This window comes from Erwinia piriflorinigrans CFBP 5888 (assembly GCF_001050515.1).
GTDB lineage: Bacteria > Pseudomonadota > Gammaproteobacteria > Enterobacterales > Enterobacteriaceae > Erwinia > Erwinia piriflorinigrans.
This window is the reverse complement of sequence record NZ_CAHS01000014.1, coordinates 433,140-452,063: the sequence shown is the minus strand read 5'-3', so window position 1 is coordinate 452,063 and position 18,924 is coordinate 433,140. Positions and strand designations below refer to the sequence as shown.

General features: G+C 44.8%; 15 protein-coding genes and 5 pseudogenes. 10 read left to right on the top strand and 10 right to left on the bottom strand.

Annotation, left to right across the window (positions count from 1 at the left end; genetic code table 11):
- Positions 1–325, bottom strand: a pseudogene (locus EPIR_RS18190) (helix-turn-helix domain-containing protein); the annotation flags it as partial.
- 304 nt (positions 326–629) lie between these two features.
- On the opposite strand from EPIR_RS18190, the gene EPIR_RS08265 reads away from it, so the two are divergent.
- Positions 630–1,901, top strand: coding sequence for a hypothetical protein (locus EPIR_RS08265; RefSeq protein WP_023654892.1), 1,272 nt, complete (start codon positions 630–632; stop codon positions 1,899–1,901).
- A 179-nt stretch (positions 1,902–2,080) separates the two neighbouring features.
- Here EPIR_RS08265 and EPIR_RS08260 read toward each other — a convergent pair whose 3' ends face one another.
- Complete coding sequence (locus EPIR_RS08260) at positions 2,081–2,788, bottom strand: hypothetical protein (protein ID WP_157037511.1); 708 nt, start codon at positions 2,786–2,788, stop codon at positions 2,081–2,083.
- Positions 2,789–3,210: 422 nt separating this feature from the next.
- On the opposite strand from EPIR_RS08260, the gene EPIR_RS08255 reads away from it, so the two are divergent.
- Both EPIR_RS08255 and EPIR_RS08250 read left to right on the top strand, forming a co-directional pair.
- Complete coding sequence (locus EPIR_RS08255; protein WP_023654891.1) at positions 3,211–4,521, top strand: SIR2 family protein; 1,311 nt, start codon at positions 3,211–3,213, stop codon at positions 4,519–4,521.
- 42 nt (positions 4,522–4,563) lie between these two features.
- A pseudogene (locus EPIR_RS08250) lies at positions 4,564–4,929 on the top strand (IS3 family transposase); the annotation flags it as partial.
- Between the two features lie 74 nt (positions 4,930–5,003).
- Here EPIR_RS08250 and EPIR_RS18560 read toward each other — a convergent pair.
- A pseudogene (locus EPIR_RS18560) lies at positions 5,004–5,149 on the bottom strand (transposase); the annotation flags it as partial.
- 123 nt (positions 5,150–5,272) lie between these two features.
- The gene (locus tag EPIR_RS08240; RefSeq protein ID WP_157037510.1) at positions 5,273–6,196 is read right to left on the bottom strand and encodes a hypothetical protein; all 924 of its coding nucleotides are present in this window, start codon (positions 6,194–6,196) and stop codon (positions 5,273–5,275) included.
- A 264-nt stretch (positions 6,197–6,460) separates the two neighbouring features.
- Here EPIR_RS08240 and EPIR_RS18185 point away from each other — a divergent pair.
- The 4 genes and pseudogenes from EPIR_RS18185 to EPIR_RS08225 form a co-directional block, all read left to right on the top strand.
- Positions 6,461–6,754 (top strand): annotated as a pseudogene (locus EPIR_RS18185) (integrase core domain-containing protein); the annotation flags it as partial.
- A gap of 68 nt (positions 6,755–6,822) precedes the next feature.
- Positions 6,823–7,125 carry a hypothetical protein gene (locus EPIR_RS08235; RefSeq protein ID WP_240987354.1) on the top strand — a complete coding sequence of 101 codons (303 nt, stop codon included), beginning with the start codon at positions 6,823–6,825 and terminating at the stop codon, positions 7,123–7,125.
- A gap of 252 nt (positions 7,126–7,377) precedes the next feature.
- Positions 7,378–8,229: an aldo/keto reductase gene (locus tag EPIR_RS08230; RefSeq protein WP_023654885.1), complete on the top strand. Its 852-nt coding sequence runs from the start codon at positions 7,378–7,380 to the stop codon at positions 8,227–8,229.
- A gap of 26 nt (positions 8,230–8,255) precedes the next feature.
- On the top strand, positions 8,256–9,245 hold the full coding sequence (locus tag EPIR_RS08225; RefSeq protein WP_023654884.1) for an aldo/keto reductase: 990 nt from the start codon (positions 8,256–8,258) through the stop codon (positions 9,243–9,245).
- Between the two features lie 34 nt (positions 9,246–9,279).
- Here the strand turns inward: EPIR_RS08225 and EPIR_RS08220 are convergent, their stop codons facing one another.
- A complete protein-coding gene (locus tag EPIR_RS08220; RefSeq protein ID WP_023654883.1) occupies positions 9,280–10,173 on the bottom strand; it encodes a LysR family transcriptional regulator in 894 nt (297 codons plus the stop codon).
- Positions 10,174–10,321: 148 nt separating this feature from the next.
- Here EPIR_RS08220 and EPIR_RS08215 point away from each other — a divergent pair.
- The 3 genes and pseudogenes from EPIR_RS08215 to EPIR_RS08205 form a co-directional block, all read left to right on the top strand.
- Positions 10,322–10,690, top strand: a pseudogene (locus EPIR_RS08215) (NAD(P)H-binding protein); the annotation flags it as partial.
- A 201-nt stretch (positions 10,691–10,891) separates the two neighbouring features.
- Complete coding sequence (locus tag EPIR_RS08210) at positions 10,892–12,127, top strand: MFS transporter (RefSeq protein WP_048697143.1); 1,236 nt, start codon at positions 10,892–10,894, stop codon at positions 12,125–12,127.
- A gap of 52 nt (positions 12,128–12,179) precedes the next feature.
- A complete protein-coding gene (locus tag EPIR_RS08205) occupies positions 12,180–13,673 on the top strand; it encodes a glycoside hydrolase family 32 protein (RefSeq protein WP_048697187.1) in 1,494 nt (497 codons plus the stop codon).
- 5 nt (positions 13,674–13,678) lie between these two features.
- Here the strand turns inward: EPIR_RS08205 and EPIR_RS08200 are convergent, their stop codons facing one another.
- The 5 genes from EPIR_RS08200 to EPIR_RS08180 all read right to left on the bottom strand — a co-directional run bounded on the left by EPIR_RS08200 (position 13,679) and on the right by EPIR_RS08180 (position 18,895).
- Complete coding sequence (locus EPIR_RS08200; protein WP_023654879.1) at positions 13,679–14,674, bottom strand: LacI family DNA-binding transcriptional regulator; 996 nt, start codon at positions 14,672–14,674, stop codon at positions 13,679–13,681.
- A gap of 235 nt (positions 14,675–14,909) precedes the next feature.
- On the bottom strand, positions 14,910–15,152 hold the full coding sequence (locus EPIR_RS08195) for an acyl carrier protein (protein WP_023654878.1): 243 nt from the start codon (positions 15,150–15,152) through the stop codon (positions 14,910–14,912).
- Positions 15,153–15,229: 77 nt separating this feature from the next.
- Positions 15,230–16,516, bottom strand: coding sequence for a hypothetical protein (locus tag EPIR_RS08190; RefSeq protein ID WP_023654877.1), 1,287 nt, complete (start codon positions 16,514–16,516; stop codon positions 15,230–15,232).
- A 134-nt stretch (positions 16,517–16,650) separates the two neighbouring features.
- Complete coding sequence (locus EPIR_RS17860) at positions 16,651–17,718, bottom strand: IpaD/SipD/SspD family type III secretion system needle tip protein (RefSeq protein ID WP_023654876.1); 1,068 nt, start codon at positions 17,716–17,718, stop codon at positions 16,651–16,653.
- A 58-nt stretch (positions 17,719–17,776) separates the two neighbouring features.
- Complete coding sequence (locus EPIR_RS08180; RefSeq protein WP_048697140.1) at positions 17,777–18,895, bottom strand: hypothetical protein; 1,119 nt, start codon at positions 18,893–18,895, stop codon at positions 17,777–17,779.
- Positions 18,896–18,924 lie beyond the last annotated feature (29 nt).

The following is an 18,924-nucleotide window of genomic DNA, read 5'->3' as shown; positions in this document are numbered from 1 at the left end:
GTGCTCCAGCGCGAACGCTGGTAGCCAAAATCACCCGGAGCATACTTTACCAGCTGGCGCAGAAGTGAGCAGATCTGCTCAAACGGCCAGCGTCGACCGCGCCCGGCCGGCAGCGATTTCAAGCCGTCGGTGTCAACCAGTTTATCCAGCGACTAACGGATGAACGCGCGCAGCAGAGCGTTCTGGCAACCTCGCTGACGCTACCCCCCAGGTTCAGCATCAGCATGGTTGTAAGCCTTCGGGCATGGTTTTTATCACGCGTTTTATGAAGCGTTTTTTGCATCAGACGTCGTTCGGTACGGGTTGTTGGTGCTATGATCGGCATCGCTCAGTCCGGTTTGTGATTTGTGATGTTTGGCTATTGATCAGATCGCACAATCCGGACTGAGTTCCCTCGAAGTGATCTACTATTCCGAACGGCTATTTGGAGTCATATTAAAGACCAAACCTTCCCTTAACTTTCGCTTTACGCTCAATGCGCTCCTTGAGGACTGTCAGCCAAGCCTCCGTGCCAGACGAAGGGTATTTCACATATCTATTTGAGCAACACATGCAAAATTACGCCAGTATAGACAGTAGAGTCATCAGCCAGATACTGTTATTCCTGTATAGAAATTAAGGAAAAAGTTATGCAGTGCCCCCCTATTTCAGACGTTCTTTATCTTGCCCTACTCAACAGTGATCAGGAGGCGTTGGCTTCCATCGGTGAAGAACGTCCTGAGGATATGATCCACTTACGCACAATCATGTGCACTACCGCATCTGGGGCAATTGATATTGAGCTCGGACTGGGGCTAAAACTAGCTGAAAACGAAAATATTATTTCATTTTTTGAAGGTCCACGGGCCTACTTCATGTCAGCAGCAGTAAGTCTTCACGCACATTTGACAGGAGGGAAATGTAACGTACTGTTCGATTATTCTCTTAGCTTTGATTCTAATTTTGCCGAGAAACTGCGTGCGGTCGTGTCGGGGGAGAAGATACAGGATGTTGAACGCAATCGCGTTATCGAAATTCTGATGCTGAAGGCAAACAATTCCCGAGTACAGTTCGATATTCTGCCGTTTCTCATGGAAAACACTCGCCTTTCGCGGGGTAATCCTGAAAACAAACGACCTCTCGACACCCTAATTGCTTTCCGTATGCTCGACTATCTGGACTGGAAGTGCTTTCGTGATTCGCCGGGCACGTTTGTTTACAGTAAATCAGCAGATACACTACGGGCAGAACTTCTTGCTGATGCAAAGGCTCTCATGCAGGAGATGCACAATAGTGAGCACATCAAACATTATGAAGCAAAAAGCGCATTCACGCAGGCTCTATTGTTACGCTTTGCCAGACTCTGGCACCGCGATATTAAACGCGATAACGAGCAGATCTTGCGTGAACTTCTCATCTATTCTGTCAGAACGCTTGGCGCGGTCCCCCTCACGGAGTTGCAGCTTATTTGGGGAGGAATATTATCATTACCGATTGCCCCTTTTTTCGGCCCTATAACAGGAAAGTCACGCGAAATACTGAAGGATATACGCGGCATGGCTTGGGATATGACGCTGCTACGCTTGCTGGAACAGATTGCCACTTCTACCCAGAATGGTTCCTTTTTTATTCCCTATTTTGTCTCAAATGATACTCGCTGGCGTAAATTATTACGGCTTAACCCGGTAAAAATGATGGTCATTGATGACCGCGACCATCGAGTACAAATAGCTCGACGGAGTGAGAAAGAGTTCAGAGCTATCTTCAGTGAGTGCCTGCAAGGTGAATTACGCTCAGACATGACACCTGAAAAAATAGAACATCGCCGTCTAGCAGCGAAGAACTTACAACTTGAAATGATGTTAGCCTGCGTCTTGGAAGAGGAAGCATACTGGGACGACATGCTAAATGAGAGCGTCTGAATCTCCACAAATTCAGTAGTCATCTTATAGTCTTCGAGGCCCACTCCTCGCTCACAGCGGACCACCCAGTAAGCCTATCTGCTCCGTACCATAAGCGGAGTTTAGTGATTCAAGAAAGCTCTCGTACTGGTGAAAAATTTCATCGACGACTACACATGAAAGGGCCGGAGCCCACCATTTCAGAATGATGCCAAAGGGATATACGGATATGTCGCTGACTTGTTGCGGGTATCGTCGATCTCCTGATTGAAATCATCAATAGATATCTTCTTGAAAGTCACACCAAGAAGAACCTCATAATGATCAACTAGTTGAGTGAATGTACGCGCACCACCATGACGACCATCCTTGAGCGCCTTGTACAGAGTGGTATTTACCGATCTGATATTTGACGTGCTGGGGGTATCTTTTGACGCTTTTATTAGCTTCTGTAGGACAGTCAGTGTGGTTGATTCGCCTTTGATTTTCCTTTTCTCATCGTCCGTCAGAGAAATGAATGTCTGGAGTACCCTGATTAGACGTTTCATTCTTGGGTCTGATTCAGCTTTCAGCGGCTTTGTTATACCGTACCCACTCGTTTTACTAACACCGGAGGACTCGCCCGTAAGGGGATTGTATGATGGAATTTCCTCAGATCGCTGTCCGTTCAACTCGAACCACCCCTTTGCTGCATACAAGCCACAGGTAAAATACCCTGCAAACTTCGGATTCTTCCTGCAGGTGAACAGGAAAAGGTAATAATCCGTCGTTAGTAGTCCATCGTGATAAGCCGTTTTCACCTGTCCAGGTAGCAGAACCGACCGGGTGATAGCTTCAACATAGTAGAGTTTATACGCTGCATCTCTTACCGCTTGAGTTGTCTTGCTGTACTCTTTAGGCCAATCCATATAGCTCTCCAACTTAATGTTTTTCAACGGGAACAAAAAGTAACAGCGTAACATGCAATCATATCAACGCTCTTAGTGTTATCGCCCATTTTTAGCAAACGTAACAAAGTAACATAAGGGGGATTTATTGTGGTTCGCCGCCCCCTAACGCTTTCCAGCCCACAGCCTGTCCCTTTCAGCGAACTATAGTGCCGATTTCTGTCGGGTGCTGCTGCGGGCGATTTCGCTGCGGAGACGCTTATAATGAGGAAATGTGATGGATTACTGAATTTAGGCACCTAAAAAAAATGTAAATGTCCGCTCCTCGCTCATAGAAGACCTTCATGCCTGTCCGTTAAGTGCCTGAAGCGGACATTCCTATATTGAAAAGGAAATCGCTAAGCTGTATTTTGGCAGTTATAAAAATGAAAAAGGATTCTCAGATGAGAGAGATGTTTGAAATTGCATATGCAGCTGCCACAAATAGACTTTGTCTATTTACCGGAACAGGTTTTTCAAAGGAGGTATCTAATGGCGATGCTCCAACATGGAAAGGTCTTCTCGAAGAACTGTGCGATATTTTACCAAATGCAGATAAGTTAAAGGCGTCACTTTTTCCAAAAGAAAAGCCATCACCTTTGAGCCTGGAAGAAACAGCACAAATAATCTCAATAAAGCTGGCAGTTCAAGACAAGGACATTCATGAAGAGGTTACTAAGATTATTTCTAAGATACAATTAGGTGATAGCAATGAGGAAATTGAGAACTTTTTTTCTAACCGTTCTTTCCGGGTTGTAACAACCAATTATGATAAACTAGCTGAAAGTTTAACATGTGAAAATACTTCTCAATCAATTACACCTGGATTACCCATACCAAGATCTTCTGCGAATGTTAAAGTCTATCATGTACATGGTTCCGTAGACTCCCCCAAAAACATGGTGATCACATCAGAGGATTATTTTAAATTTATAAATAGTGATTCATACTTCTCTCGAAAACTAAGCACTGTTTTGTATGAAAACACTGTTGTGATTTTGGGTTATTCTCTTGGAGATACGAACCTAAAAGCAATTATTAATGATTATAAAGGTTTTTCTAAAAGTCATGTGGTTGGTTCAAATATATTTTTGATTTCCAGGTCTTCAATCGACCAGAATGTGAAAGATTATTACTTTCACTGCTACGGAATTAGAGTGTTAGATGCCCTTGAAATTAATATTTTCTTTAAGAATTTAAATAAAGAAATACCAAAAGCAGAAATGATTTCTGACAACTCTTTAAAATCCATTCGAAAGGTCGTGTATGAGAATCACTCATTCAAAGATACGTTCTTAAAGCTCGAAGACTCATTTTATCAGATTATTTCTGCAATTGCCGCTGAAGGGTTGAGCTGGAATAATACGATGGTAGTAGCAATGATTGGCGATGTTATTGAAACCAAAACAAATTTAACTACCGAGCATAACGCCTGGGAACAATATGAACATCTGGCTCGTTGGCTAATTTATCTCGGAGCTATTTTTGAAGTACGTAAAACCTCAATAGAAGGTAAATATCTTGATGCAGTACTACGCTCGATGACAACGATGAGAAAAGATTACTATATTGGATATTCTTGGCATGCATACCGCTCTTGGAAGAATCGTTGGCCATCTATGATTGTGTCGAACCGGATACTAATTAAAAAACACATTGAGGCAAATACCACGTGGTCTGATGCGCTAGCCATAGTAAATGATATTGATTCATAATTTGTGGACTGCCCCTATGCCGGTAGACGATACTGTCGTATATTGTACCTGGCGGTGGTTATCGACCCCTTCGCCCGAAATTTGGCGGGCTGGTCGATGAAACCGACTCTGTCGCGGGAGCTGGCGCTGGACGCACTGATGATGGCCGTATGGCGGCGGTTCTGTCGGGCTAACAACCTGGCACCCAGCATTAGCCATCGAGGCAACTGCTGGGATAAAGCAGTGGACGAATCGTTTTTCAGTTCGCTGAAAAAAGAGCGCATCAGAAAACGGATCTACAAAACCCGGGATCTGGCCCGCGCTGATATCTTCAATTACATTGAAGTCTTCTACAACCGGGCACGGCGTCACAGACATCTCAGCCCGGAGGCCTTTGAACAGGCCTTCGTGAGGACAGGAAATGTCTAGGGCTGTGGGGTCAGTCCAATACAGTTCGACGCAACGAAACAGGCCAGCAGGCTTGCCAGATGCTTAGAGCAAATATCGGTACCACGTAGCTTTGCTTTCCAGTTGTAGTAACTGGCCTCTGAGATTCCGGCTTCACGGCAAACATCCTTCACCGTTCTGCCAGCCTCCACAGACTTCAGAACGGCGATGATCTGCCGTTGGGTAAGCGGACTTTACGCATAGCGCCCTCATCATTGGCAGTATGCCGCGAGATCTCTAAAAGAGAACGGAACTATCTTACGGGATGGTTACACCCATTTTTAGTGGTCCGAGAGTATTTATTCTCGGACCACTTGCTTATTGCTTACTCATGAGCGCTGGTTTTTTTATTTGCATATGTCCCCTCAAAAGGATGTTCACATCTTGGGTATAATTCTACAGTTATAGGCATTTTCGACTTCTCAGATAGATAAGCGTTTAAATCTTTAAGCATTTCATCTTGAGAATAATTTAAGTTTATAAAATTGAATCCATTAAGGCTAAAATTTCGATCATCGTTCCAAATACTAAATAGTGGATAAAGCATATCAATTGCCGTAAGACTTTGCCAGGGCAAGGGGATTATCCCAGAATGAATAAATTTATTAGACCATGTATTTATGCTTCTTAATGTGTTGATAGACACAGGAAGATCTACATATTTATTGAATTTTTCATTCTGAAAAAAACCAAGTAACTCTGCAATTGTAACCGAATAATTTCGTTCTTTTCCTTTTTTATATTTCTTTTTAGCACCTTTATACTCGATCATATTTTTAATGTATAGCTCTATAGCTAGTCGTAATTTCATCGGAATACACGCTATCTCCAAGTCTCCTTGATAGAAGGGATGCGGCATCTTTTTTATTGCTCGACTCGCATCATAATAGAAATTATTGCTAAATACTGTATTATCACCATAAGTTCCTCCTTCCATTTCAAGGGTTTTTGTTATGCCATCAAAAATGGTTATTCCTTTTGCAAACTCAACATATAAACCTTCGGTTTTGAAGGTATTCTCTGACTCTGGAGAAAGTATCTTTTTAAGGTGTGTATGTAAGGCCTGGAGATGTATTGAAATTATTTCTTTATTCTTACTGTTTAAGTCATCACTAAAGATGTGCTTTAGAAATTCAGTATCAGTTAATTCTTTATTCAAGAGTTGACTGTTCTTTTCATGCTCACACTTTTCTTTGGCCTCCTCTAAAAAACTGCGACCCATGAAAAGTTTTATCTCAGTTTGATTCATTGAAAAAAAATCCATTTCAACCTCATTTTCATTCATTGGGGGTAAATTATTGCGCTAGCAGCTACCATTTTTTCGCGGAGTCGTCGTCACTATTACTTTTATTAGTGATGTAAAAAAATCACCATGTAGTTGAATAACATACTCTTTTTTTACCATCTTTATAATGCGGAATACTTTAGTCTAGATTATGAGTGGTACCTGTCAATAGCAGGTCGAAAGGAATGATGTTAAGGCTATAACTGGAGATCACAAGGTAGCCGCTAAACAAGCAGGCAGTTCCGACAGTTACTGTGGCGATACCGGATCAGACAAAGTATGAGTCGCGGCGGAAACTGCTGGGATAACAGTTTTATGGAGCGCTTCTTCAGCAGACTGAAGAACAAGTGAGTACCAGTGACAGGTTACGTAAGCTTCAGTGATGCAACTCATGCAATAAGGGACTACATCGTCGGATATTACAGCACACTCAGGTCGCACGAATATAACGGTGGGTTGCCACCAAACGAATCAGAAAATCGATACTGGAAAAACTCTAAAGCGGTGGCCAGTTTTAGTTGACCACTTCACTGCGGTTTCCGTTATTAATCGCGGTATACCTTGGCATATTGTATTTTCAGCACGGAGTAGTGGTTAACAGCAATATCCTCTCTGCAATCCTGTTTATTGCGCTCATTGGCGTAAGTGCCTCATTATATTTTCTTCAAAAAGGAATTGAGCTGGCAACCCCTCTGGCGGTATCAACCGTGCTGGCACTTTCGCCGCTTGCAGTATTTATTATCCAGTTGTTTAATTCTCAAACATCTTTCAGCCTGATGTTGTTTGTGACGATCATGATAATTGTAAGCGTCTCAATTATATCGATAATTTATAATGCCGGGCAGATAGGGCGGAGAGTGTGTGAAAATGAAACCTCTCCATGTAAACAGTAGGCTGGTGAATCAGAAAACGGCCTACACCAAGTTTCGATATCCAAAACTGCCCCCAAAAGGCCAATTCTTCGGCCTTTATTTTATCAAAATAAGATCCAGGTGCATCGCCCCATTGAACTCACAGCACAAAGCCGACCGTCAGCCCCTACAAATTAATGAGCATACCTAATAAACCCTAGCTAATTACCCTATCTAATCGAATAAATCACTTTGCGTTATGCTTTTCCTGGACTAAGGCTGAAGGATAACGCTATGCAAACTGTAAAACTGAACAACGGTATTGAGATGCCCCTGCTGGGCTTTGGGGTGTTTCAGATGTCTGATGCCGCCGAATGCGAAAGAGCCGTCATTGATGCCGTCGAAACGGGATACCGCCTGATCGATACCGCTGCGTCTTACCAGAATGAAACTCAGGTAGGGAACGCACTGAAACAGAGCGGTATCGCCCGTAAAGAACTCTTCGTAACGACCAAACTTTGGCTTCAGGATACCCATTACGAAGGCGCTAAAGCACAGTTCGAACGCTCCCTGAATCGACTGCAACTCGATTACGTTGACCTGTACCTGATTCACCAGCCTTACGGTGATGTTCATGGGGCCTGGCGTGCTATGGAAGAATTGCAACAGGCAGGCAAAATTCGCGCCATTGGGGTCAGCAACTTCCATCCTGATAGACTGGCCGATCTTATCGCCTTCAACAACATTGCCCCTGCGGTAAACCAGATTGAAGTTAACCCCTTCAACCAGCAGCTGCATGCCGCTCCCTGGATGCAAAGCCGTGGCATTCAACCAGAAGCCTGGGCACCGTTTGCTGAAGGTAAAAATGGTCTGTTCCAGCATCCCGTGCTAACGGCAATGGGTCACAAGTACGGCAAAAGCGTCGGGCAGGTTGTACTGCGTTGGATCTTCCAGCGAGGCATCATTTCACTGGCGAAATCGGTGCGAAAAGAGCGCATGGAGGAGAACATCAACGTTCTCGATTTTGAACTCAGTTCTGAGGATATGCTGCAGATTGCCGCCCTCGACACCGCAACCAGCGCCTTCTTCTCCCACCGCAACCCAGCAATGGTGGAATGGCTGACAGGCCGCAAACTTGATGTTTAAGTCTCGATAAAAGAGGTATTCATTCAATGCAAAAACGTTATCTGGGTAAATCCGGACTCGAAGTCTCCGCTCTTGGACTCGGTTGCATGGGCCTCAGCCACGGCTACGGTCCGGCGACAGATACTGGTCAGGCTATCGAGCTCATTCGCGCTGCGGTTGAACGTGGCGTAACATTCTTCGATACCGCCGAAGTATATGGCCCCTTTCTTAATGAAGAGGTTGTCGGTGAAGCCTTAAAACCATTTCGTGACCGTGTGGTCATCGCCACCAAGTTCGGTTTTACCTTCGGTGAGGACAACAAGCAGCAGGTCTTAAACAGCCGCCCGGAGCATATCCGTGAAGCTGTTGAAGGTTCATTACGTCGTCTTGAGACGGATGTCATTGATCTGCTGTATCAACACCGTGTCGACCCGGATGTCCCCATTGAAGATGTTGCGGGAACCGTGAAAGACCTGATAGCTGAAGGTAAAGTCAAACATTTCGGTCTGTCCGAAGCGGGTGCGCAAACCATTCGTCGGGCGCATGCCGTACAACCGGTCACTGCCCTGCAAAGCGAATACTCCATGTGGTGGCGCGAGCCAGAGCAGGAGATCCTGCCGTTACTGGAAGAACTGGGCATTGGGTTCGTACCATTCAGCCCATTAGGTAAAGGCTTCCTGACGGGCACAATTAAGCCTGGAGTAACGTTTGGCAAGGATGATTACCGCAGCACCGTGCCGCGTTTCGCCGAACAAGCAATTGAAGCTAATGAAAAGCTAGTCTCATTGCTGGGTAAACTGGCTGCAGAGAAAGACGTGACGTCTGCGCAAATCGCTCTGGCATGGCTGCTGGCACAAAAGCCGTGGATTGTTCCCATCCCCGGCACCACTAAGCTACACCGGCTAAAGGAAAACCTGGGGGCTGCCGACATCATGCTTTCGCAGGATGACTCGCGGCAGATAACACAGGCGCTTAAAACGATTAAAATCGTCGGCGAACGTTACTCTCCCGAGCACCAGGCTCGCGTAGGCCGTTAATACCCGGACGGGTCCCCCGCAAATGGCGGACCTGTTATTCCGAGTAGCGAAGTGCATCGATCATGAGCGCAAAAGCGGGCGGATGCTGCTTACGGCTCGGGTAGTAAAGATAATATCCGGGGAAAGACGGACACCAGTCCTGCAGAACCTGAATAAGCTCTCCCGACTTTATATAATCCTGCACCCTATCTTCAGGTATACAGGCAATGCCAAAACCGGATAAAGCAGCATCAATCCTTTCCGCCTGCAGATTAAACGTTACCTGCCCTTCCACTCTGACCCGTAACGGTTTTCCTTCATGCTCAAACTCCCAGTGGTAAAGTCCACCGGCCGTCGGCAGGCGCATATTGATACACCGATGATGTTGTAACTCGTGCGGCGTTTCAGGCGCAGGGTTTACGGTGAAATAGGACGGTGCTCCTACCACAGCCATTCTCATGTCCGGCCCAATTCTTACAGCAATCATATCCTTATCCACGCTTTCGCCCAGGCGAATCCCGGCATCAAAACGCCCGTCAACGATATCGACAAAGCCGTTATCAACCACCAGTTCGAGATTAATTTCCGGATATTCCCTGAGGAAGGGTTTTAACTTCGGCCATACCAGGCATCGCGCAGCATGCTCCCCGGCAGATAAACGGATATTGCCGGAGGCGGTGCCGTTCAGTTGAACAAGCGATTCCAGCTCCTGTTCAAGATCGGCAATACGGGGTTCAAGGCAGGCAATAATTCTCTCCCCGGCTTCTGTAGGGGCAACGCTTCGGGTAGTACGAGTCAGAAGACGGATATTTAGCCTTTCCTCTAGTGCCTTCATCGCATGGCTGAGCGCAGACTGAGAAACACCCAGTTTGCCCGCTGCTTTGGTAAAACTTCGCTCCCTTGCCACCACAAGAAAGATTTGCAGTTCGTTGAAGTTTTCTTTGAGCATTGGCGATTTCCTTATGGAGGCATTCCCTTCAGCCTGTACTCATGAAGGGTGTTCATATACACAATCATTTTAGCCCCATTACCGACGATAATCATAATTGACAATCTGACCATATCGAAAATAAGTCTGAATTATCAGAAGGTTTATCATGAGAATACTCGTTGCAGGGGCGACAGGAAGTATTGGTCTTCATCTCGTGAATAGCGCTATTGAAATAGGCCATCAGCTCATGGCACTGGTTAGAAATAAGCGCAAAGTAAAATTGCTTCCTCGTGAAACGGATGTTTTCTATGGCGATGTTTCATTGCCTGAAACACTCACCGACTTGCTGAAAGATATTGATGCCGTCATCTTCACACACGGTTCCGATGGCCAGGACCGTATTGGTGCCAGAGCGATAGATTACGGCGGAGTGTGTAATATTTTACGAATATCCAAGGATACGCCTGTTCGCATCGGCTTAATGACCACTATTGACGTGACTGAACGGCTCAGCACCGGGGATCAACATACTGAGGGGATACTCACAGAACACCTCTACCAAAGCGCCTCTCCAAAAGCACCCCGCCCCCCCCGAGCAAAGTGTGGCACCGATCACACCCCCTGAATGTTAACGTTAACATTCGTGATTAACATCACATACTGACAACCAGAGGTATTTATCCAGCCAGGAGTTAACGTTAACAATATGCGCAGTGCTCGGCTACATGGAACAATCATGAATAACGAAACCCGTAAAAACTATCTTCTGCTTAGTGGTCTGCTATTTTTCTTCTTTTTCACCTGGTCCTCATCATTCTCACTAATCTCTATCTGGCTGAATCAGGAGGTGGGATTGCGAGGCGCGCAAACAGGAGTGATATTTTCCGCCATTGCACTGGTCGCGTTCTGCGCCCAGCCGCTGTATGGATTTATCCAGGACAAACTGGGTTTGCGCAAAAACCTGCTGTGGTTTCTGGGCATCATGCTATTGATGTCCGGCCCTTTTTTTGTCTTCGCCTATGCGCAGCTGCTGAAATTCAACATCCTCCTCGGCGCACTGGCTGGCGGTCTCTATGTTGGCGCGACCTTTTTTGCGGGTATCGGGGCGCTGGAATCCTATATTGAACGTGTGAGTCGCATCGTCGGTTTCGAGTTTGGTAAAGCCAGAATGTGGGGCTCACTGGGTTGGGCTTCTGCGACATTTTTCGCTGGCATGCTGTTAAATATTGATCCTGACATCAACTTTTGGCTGGCTTCTGCATCTGCTGCGCTTTTCCTGATCCTGCTGTATTTGTTGAAAGAGGTAAAAGTTGATGCGTTAAGTACCCTTGAATACGGCAACCCACAAAAGCTCACCATGAACGATGCACTGGCCCTGCTTGCCATGCCGAATTTCTGGGCGTTAGTGATATTCGTGATGGGCGTCAGCGTGTACAACGTCTACGACCAACAGTTCTCCGTCTATTTTGCATCGCTGTTTTCAACGCCACAGCAGGGTAACGAAATGTATGGTTTTCTCAATTCTCTACAGGTGTTCCTTGAGGCTGGCGGAATGTTTCTTTCTCCTTTCCTGGTCAACAGGATCGGGGCGAAAAACGGCCTGTTACTCAGCGGTTCGATCATGGCCGTGCGGATTTTCGGCTCCGGTTTAGCGGACGGAGCGATAATGATTTCCGTAATGAAGTTGTTACACGCCGTTGAATTACCCATTCTGCTGATTTCGATTTTTAAATACATTGCTTCGCGCTTCGACCAACGTTTATCCGCCACGCTTTACCTGGTCGGTTTCCAGTTTATTACCCAACTTTGCGCCAGCGTGCTCTCCCCCATTGCAGGCTACGGCTACGACCATATCGGCTTTGCAGACACCTATATGATTATGGGTACCCTGGTGGCCAGCTTTGTCGTGATATCAGCTTTTCTGCTGAAGGGAGAAAAGCAAAGTGCCAACGTGAACGCCGTTTCTGTTTAACGATTTCAACTATTTCCGCCTGCTGTATCGGCCTTAAATGAGTTAAAGAATGATGAAAAATACGCTGCACCGCGCAAATCAAGCCCAACTGGAACTGAAGAAAAAGGTTAATGACCGCTTTTATCCTGAATTCCATCTGGCGCCTCCCGCTGGCTGGATGAATGATCCCAATGGTCTGGTCTTCAGTCGTGGTATTTATCATGCCTTTTATCAGCATCACCCCTACGACCAGCATTGGGGCCCCATGCACTGGGGACACATGACCAGCAGCGATATGATCCACTGGAAGCATCAGCCGATTGCATTAGCTCCAGGTGATGAATATGACCGTGACGGCTGTTTTTCCGGCTGCGCAGTTGAGGATAACGGTGTACTGACTCTTATCTATACCGGACACGTTTGGTTGAAACAGCCCGGTGACGACAGCGCAATCCGCGAGGTACAGTGCCTTGCGACCAGCGTGGACGGAATAAACTTTAGCAAGCAAGGGGTGATACTCACACCGCCAGAAGGCATCATGCATTTTCGCGACCCCAAAGTATGGCGTCAGGATAACCGCTGGTACATGGTCGTCGGCGCTCGTACCCAGGATAATACCGGGCAAGTTTTATTGTATAGCGCTGATTCACTGTACCAATGGCAGTTTGAGCGGGTACTGGCCAGCGCGGATAACCGTTCAGGCTATATGTGGGAATGCCCTGACTTTTTCCGGCTCGGCGACAAGTTTATGCTGATGTTCTCCCCTCAGGGAGTGGCGGCTGAAGGCTATCGCTACCGTAATCTTTTTCAAAGTGGTTATCTGCTGGGTAAATGGCAGCCTGAGAGTGAATTTGTGGTCGAAGAGGCTTTTCAGGAGCTGGATGGCGGGCATGATTTTTATGCGCCCCAATCCTTTCTCGCCGAAGACGGACGCCGCATCATTTTCGCTTGGATGGATATGTGGGAATCTGCCATGCCAAGTAAAAAGGATTTTTGGGCCGGATGTCTGACGCTGCCCAGGGAACTGACGCTGGATGCTGAAGGCAAAGTGAGAATGAATCCGCTACGCGAACTGGAAAATTTGCGTGAGGATCGGCATTCGCTTGCGCCTGCCATCCTCAGCAATCAGCGTTACGAGTTCAGCCTCCCTGTTGTCACCGGTGAACTAGAACTGACACTGGATAGCAAAAACAGTCATGCCGAACGATATGGGCTGGAGCTTGCTGCCGGAGAAAATGGTAACTATATCACCCGGCTGTATGTTGATAATCAATCAAGGAGGCTGATATTAGATCGCGGCCAGTCAGAGCTCGGCGTCACCGGCTACCGCAGCGTTCCGCTGCCAGAGGAAGACCTTCTCGAGCTAAGAATATTTATCGATCGTTCCTCGATTGAAGTATTTGTTAATCAGGGAGAAAGCTGCCTGACCAGCAGGATATATCCGCCAGCGCAGGGGCAAGCACTAAGACTTTACGCAGAAAATGGCAGCGCACAGATAATTCAGTGTACTCACTGGACGTTAGGTCGTATCGCTGACCAGGGTGAGGTATGCAACCCGCACGGCTGAAAGGCTCAATAACGGGTGGAGGCACGAAGCAGCAGCGGACTGGAGAGCTTATGCATTTCCACATCGTTTCGCTGCTCAATGATATGCAGCGCTGCTTCACGGCCAATATCCAGATGAGGCAATTGAACCGTGCTCAGAGCCGGCAGGAACAGCTCACCAATACCCACCATATTGTCATAACCCAGGATTGCCACATCCTGGGGAATGCGCAATCCGGCAGCCAGTAAATACTGATAGGCAACGAAGGCAATACGATCGTTACCGCACACCAGAAGATCAAAATCAGGGCGGCCATTGCGTATATGAGCGGCAATGATTTTGGCGGTATCCAGATAGTGTTGGTCTCCTAAGGGTAAATGCTGCTGACGAGCAGCATCAGGTACACCAGCCTCTTGCCAGGCCATTTCAAAACCCTGCCGCCGCTTGACACCAGCCATAGTGCACTCTGGAAGATAAATACACAGAGGTTTACGATATCCCTGAGCAATCATATTGTGCGTTGCCAGATACTGCCCCTGAAAATCATCCGGAATATAACTGGCTACGGCGTGATCGTCAGTCACGCAGTTGGCCAGCACCAGTGGTTTGTCCTTTAAGCGCTCGGGGATATGCACTTTACGCAGTCCCATCGTGGTAAAGACAATCCCCGTCGGGCGGAAGGAAAGTAATTTATCGACTGCTTGTTCCGCACTATTATTGTCAAACAGGTTAACTACGAAGGTACTCCAGCCATGATGCTGCGCCGTTTTTTCTAATGACAGCAGAAGATCAACGGAGAAAGGCGTGGTAGCCGTATCTAAGGCCAGTACCCCAATGGATGGCGGGGCACCCTCTCCACGAATTTTTCGCGCGGAGAAATCGGGTACATAGTTCAGCTCTTCAATAGCCAGTTTAACGCGTTTGAAGGTCTCCTGACTTAACAGGCTGGGATTATTGATAGCGCGCGATACTGTCATCAAAGAAACCGATGCGAGTTTTGCAACGTCTTTTAACGAGGCCATAATTATCTATTCCTCAAAGAGGGTATTAATATAATCACTATAATACGGTTGGAGAGCATGATAACCAAGCATTTACACCATCCTTTAAGTTCCTTAACTGTAGAAAGTGGCAACGGCTAAGCTTATCTGATTATGGAGTGCGGAGTATCAACATTTAGGGAGGTCACAATGTTGACGTTAATACCCATGAATGAGCCTACTAACATACGGCATTAAGCTGCCCGTTATTTTTGCGCTAATTATTAACAGCTGAATTTATAAATCGTGCAATATCACCTACCGTTAACCCGCTGCTAATTTTCGATTCTTCAACGGTGACTCCGGCCTGCTCAAGTCGTAAAAAGAGGTCAATCAACTCCACAGAGTCCATTGCCAAATCTTTTACAAGGCTATCCTGCTCTTTTATATTGATTGGCAGAACGCCATTAATCTGATGTATTAAGTTAATGGCTCTTGACAACGCACTGGCGTCTATCACGATATTTTCTTACCCCTATTTTAGATTACCTCAGAGTAATACTGGCGCTGTCTCTGCCCCGGCATCTCTGTGGACACTTACGGTTTGCTCCCCGAATTAACGGGTGACTTGAACTCAAATTGGTGTGGATTTCCAGAAATGCCAAATTGCTTGATAGCCTCTTTGATAAGTTCCGACACATTATTCTCATCAATTTTCACTCGCTTAGCCTCGCGAGAATGGAGAGTGTCTATAACAAGCGCCTTCTGAGTTTCATCCATTTCGATCTCTAGTAGCTTGTGGTTTGTATTTCCAGAATTTTCTTCTTCAATTTCATCATCATTTGATTTATCAGAAGCCAACTGTTCAGCACCTATTTCATTCGCCCTACTTCTAACAGTCGTATCTGAATCCCGTTCAAACACTTCATACGAGATGCCACGTGTTTTACTGCTTGCTGGTGGAGTATGTATCTCAGCAACTGTCTGAAGTAGGTGTGGCGATTTGGCATTTTCAACATTTAGGCCATTTGAGCGATCATTTTTAACTTCACTGACAGAGTTTGTAAGAGATCTTGCCAAATATTTGTCAGGAGCATATCCGCTATCCACCGAAGATGCCTGTGCCAGAAAAACTTCCCGGAAGGAGTGAAATCGCATCTGAATTTCAAATTGCGATAAATTCTTGGCAGTTAACCTCTCAATAAGGTCTTTAGCACGGATATTGCAAAACTCTCTATTTACCTTATATTGAACCGCCTGCGGATTGCTCAGTTTATTCTCTGTTTTTTTTCCCAACCACATTTGATCGCACGCAAGGTTAAACTCCCCCATGAAGTGAGTCAATGCTTCGTGACCACTGGTGACTAATAATTCTTTTAACTCTTTACTCATACCCGTATGTTCTGAAAACTCGACAGCATCTTTTTCTATAATTCTATCTATCTTTTCTGTCGTGCGCCCACGATTCTTGATATGACTGAAATTTACGAAAATACCTAACAAGGATAAAACAGTTTTTCTCGCTCTCCCCCCTTCTTCTATATTCAAACCAATACTCGACACTGTCAAATCATTGAAGAGTTTTTTCGCGTCAACAGTAAAAGACGGAGATAGCGAAGTGACTATGTGTTTTTCTTTAACATGATGTTGATCACGGATATTTCCCTGGGTGTCCCCCCCCAAGGAACTGTTATTATCAGATTGTTGATTGCTTGGTGGGTTGTTACTGCCTTTTACTTGCGTAGAAAGACCTAAAGGACTCGGTGAAAGAACAGAAGATATTGAAGAAAGGGTTACATCTCGCGCCCCCATGATTTCTTTGCCTGATAAACGAAAGTTTGGTTCGGCGGCCGATTCAACAACGCTTATAATATTTAATCCCATGGCTCTTCCTTATTTTATTAACCAATATTTGACGTAAAAATAAAAGTCAAAAATTAAATTAGCGTCATACACCACATAGCGATTATCATTGACTCGCCTGATAAGTGATTAAAAAATCAAAAAAAATAAGCTTATTATCTTAAAAAATCTTTGGCATTATCAGCCATTCTACTGATGGTTTCACTAAACACTTTATTTAAAATATCATACGTGCTGTTAGCCTGACTGTAACGTGAAGAAAAAGACTGCATATTACTTTGAAGTGCGGTTCCAGCGGCATTGAATTGTGCCAGCCATGCATTATATATGCTGACAGGCACCTGACCTTTTTCCCCCTTAGGGTATTGATCTTTAGTAGATAAATACGGACGCATATTGAAAGTAATTTTCCCGTCACTGTCAATTTCAAAAGCAGGATCCAGCGTTAGCTTCATACTATCCTTCTCTTGTACAGACATCTTGTTCCAATCTTTCACACTGCCCAGATCGGCCTTAGCTAAAAAAGAATTGAACTCCTCGTAGCCTGCGCGCATTACATCATTATTAAATTTGACGTTATTGCCGTCATCACCGGTTGAAAGCGCGGCCGAAGAGGCTTTCTGAACACTTTTGTTATATGATTGATACATATCTAAATATTTACTCATTAAACGTGAATAAAAATCGACATAATCAGACTTTATTCCTCCTATGGCCACAGCAACCTCCCCCCACAAATCGGCATAACTTGTCCTGGTCGTAAGCTCTCTTTCGAAAGATACTGCTTGCTGATTCTCCAGCGCACGCTTAGACCGATCATGAATACGATTAATATTAATCGTATCGTTATACAACTCACCCTTCACAAGACGTAAAGTGTCGAAGGTCACATCTACGAGGTTATTTTGTTTGCCTATAATTTCTAATACTTTTTGGTTGTCCAATACAATACTATCTATAACAGGTATATTTTTTAAATGTTGGGCTATTTTTTCCACATCCCCCGAGGTTGAGACGTGCCCCTGTAGGTTAGAATCATTCAGAAACCGTTTTAGTTTTTCGATTTTAAAACCACCGTCTTCTAAGATAGCAAGACATTTTAGAAGTATATGGTCATTTAAAATACCTTCCATTTTAAGATGAGAATCTTGTTGTTTCTCATTCGTATTTATTTCAGGGAAAGGTTTGATAAGAGGAGGTTGCATAATCATTGTCACAATCATATTAAGTCCTGTTAGTTTCCGCAACGGGGCATTTTCATGCATTGAGTTAATATCTTTATCAACGACCTGCAATGGCAGAGGCGGCACTGTTGTTATTAGCTATCCAAGATTCAACAAATTGATTAATTGATGCCTGAGTTTCTTCCGAGCCTTTATTTCTCTGTTTATGATTATCTGAAACATCATGATGAACCTGTTGACCAGATTTTAACACTTCAGCTTGGCTGGTTTCTGTGGCAGCATTGATGCCGAAACCTGCTACAATGGCCTGTTGTCCAGAATGGTTCAACTGGTTAACTAAGTCTGTCTTAGCACGCATTTGGTAAGTCTTGTTAGCATTCTTTTGATGATCAATTTGATGATTAGCTGCTTCTGCCTGCAATTTGTTGTGCGATTTTGTCATATTTTGTATCACATCATCGTCAGGTGATTTACCTTCTTTTTTTAGCTGCTGCAGAACCTGTTGAATATTATCCTGGTTTTCTTTAATCTCCAGGCTTTTAATATTGGCAGCCTTGAGATTTCCATTAATAGACTTATTTTCATTTTTTATCGCCTTACACATATTAACACCACTTCCTACCTGTACACCTGAACCGACAATACCTGATGTTAATGCTCCAGAAAAATTCTGTTTAGCAGAAGCGATGATATGTTTACCTGCATTTATTGCAGCGCCTACCATTCTACGAATACTATCAGCAGTCATCTTATTAAACAAAGTACGTGTACTATTGGTCATAAGGATAACGAAATTACTGACGGACAACATATTTAAATCACCAAACATATTTTTAAATGAAGATGAAATGACTGTACATTTCTCTGCCACTCCATTGTTATTTATATCCCCACCCATGATTTCACGAAAACCAGAAGTTAAATTACCGCCATGAGATTGAGCTAATTTTTCCAGATGTTCAACATCTCGTAAGTATGTCATGCTATCTGCAAAAGTCCGGGCATTAAAAATACTAATATTATTTCCATACTCTTTTACCTGCTGCGGTGCTGACAACTCAGGCACATTATAAGTTGAAGCCCGAATATGTGAATCCTGATCTGTAATTAGTTCGTCAATAAAGTTTTTCTGATCTATTTGAGTTTGCTTGCTTGTGATTCTGTCCATATTTTGTGGTGGCATCACATAGGAAGGTAGAACATTGATTGAACTCATAATAATTGTTTCCTTTATAAAAGGTTAAT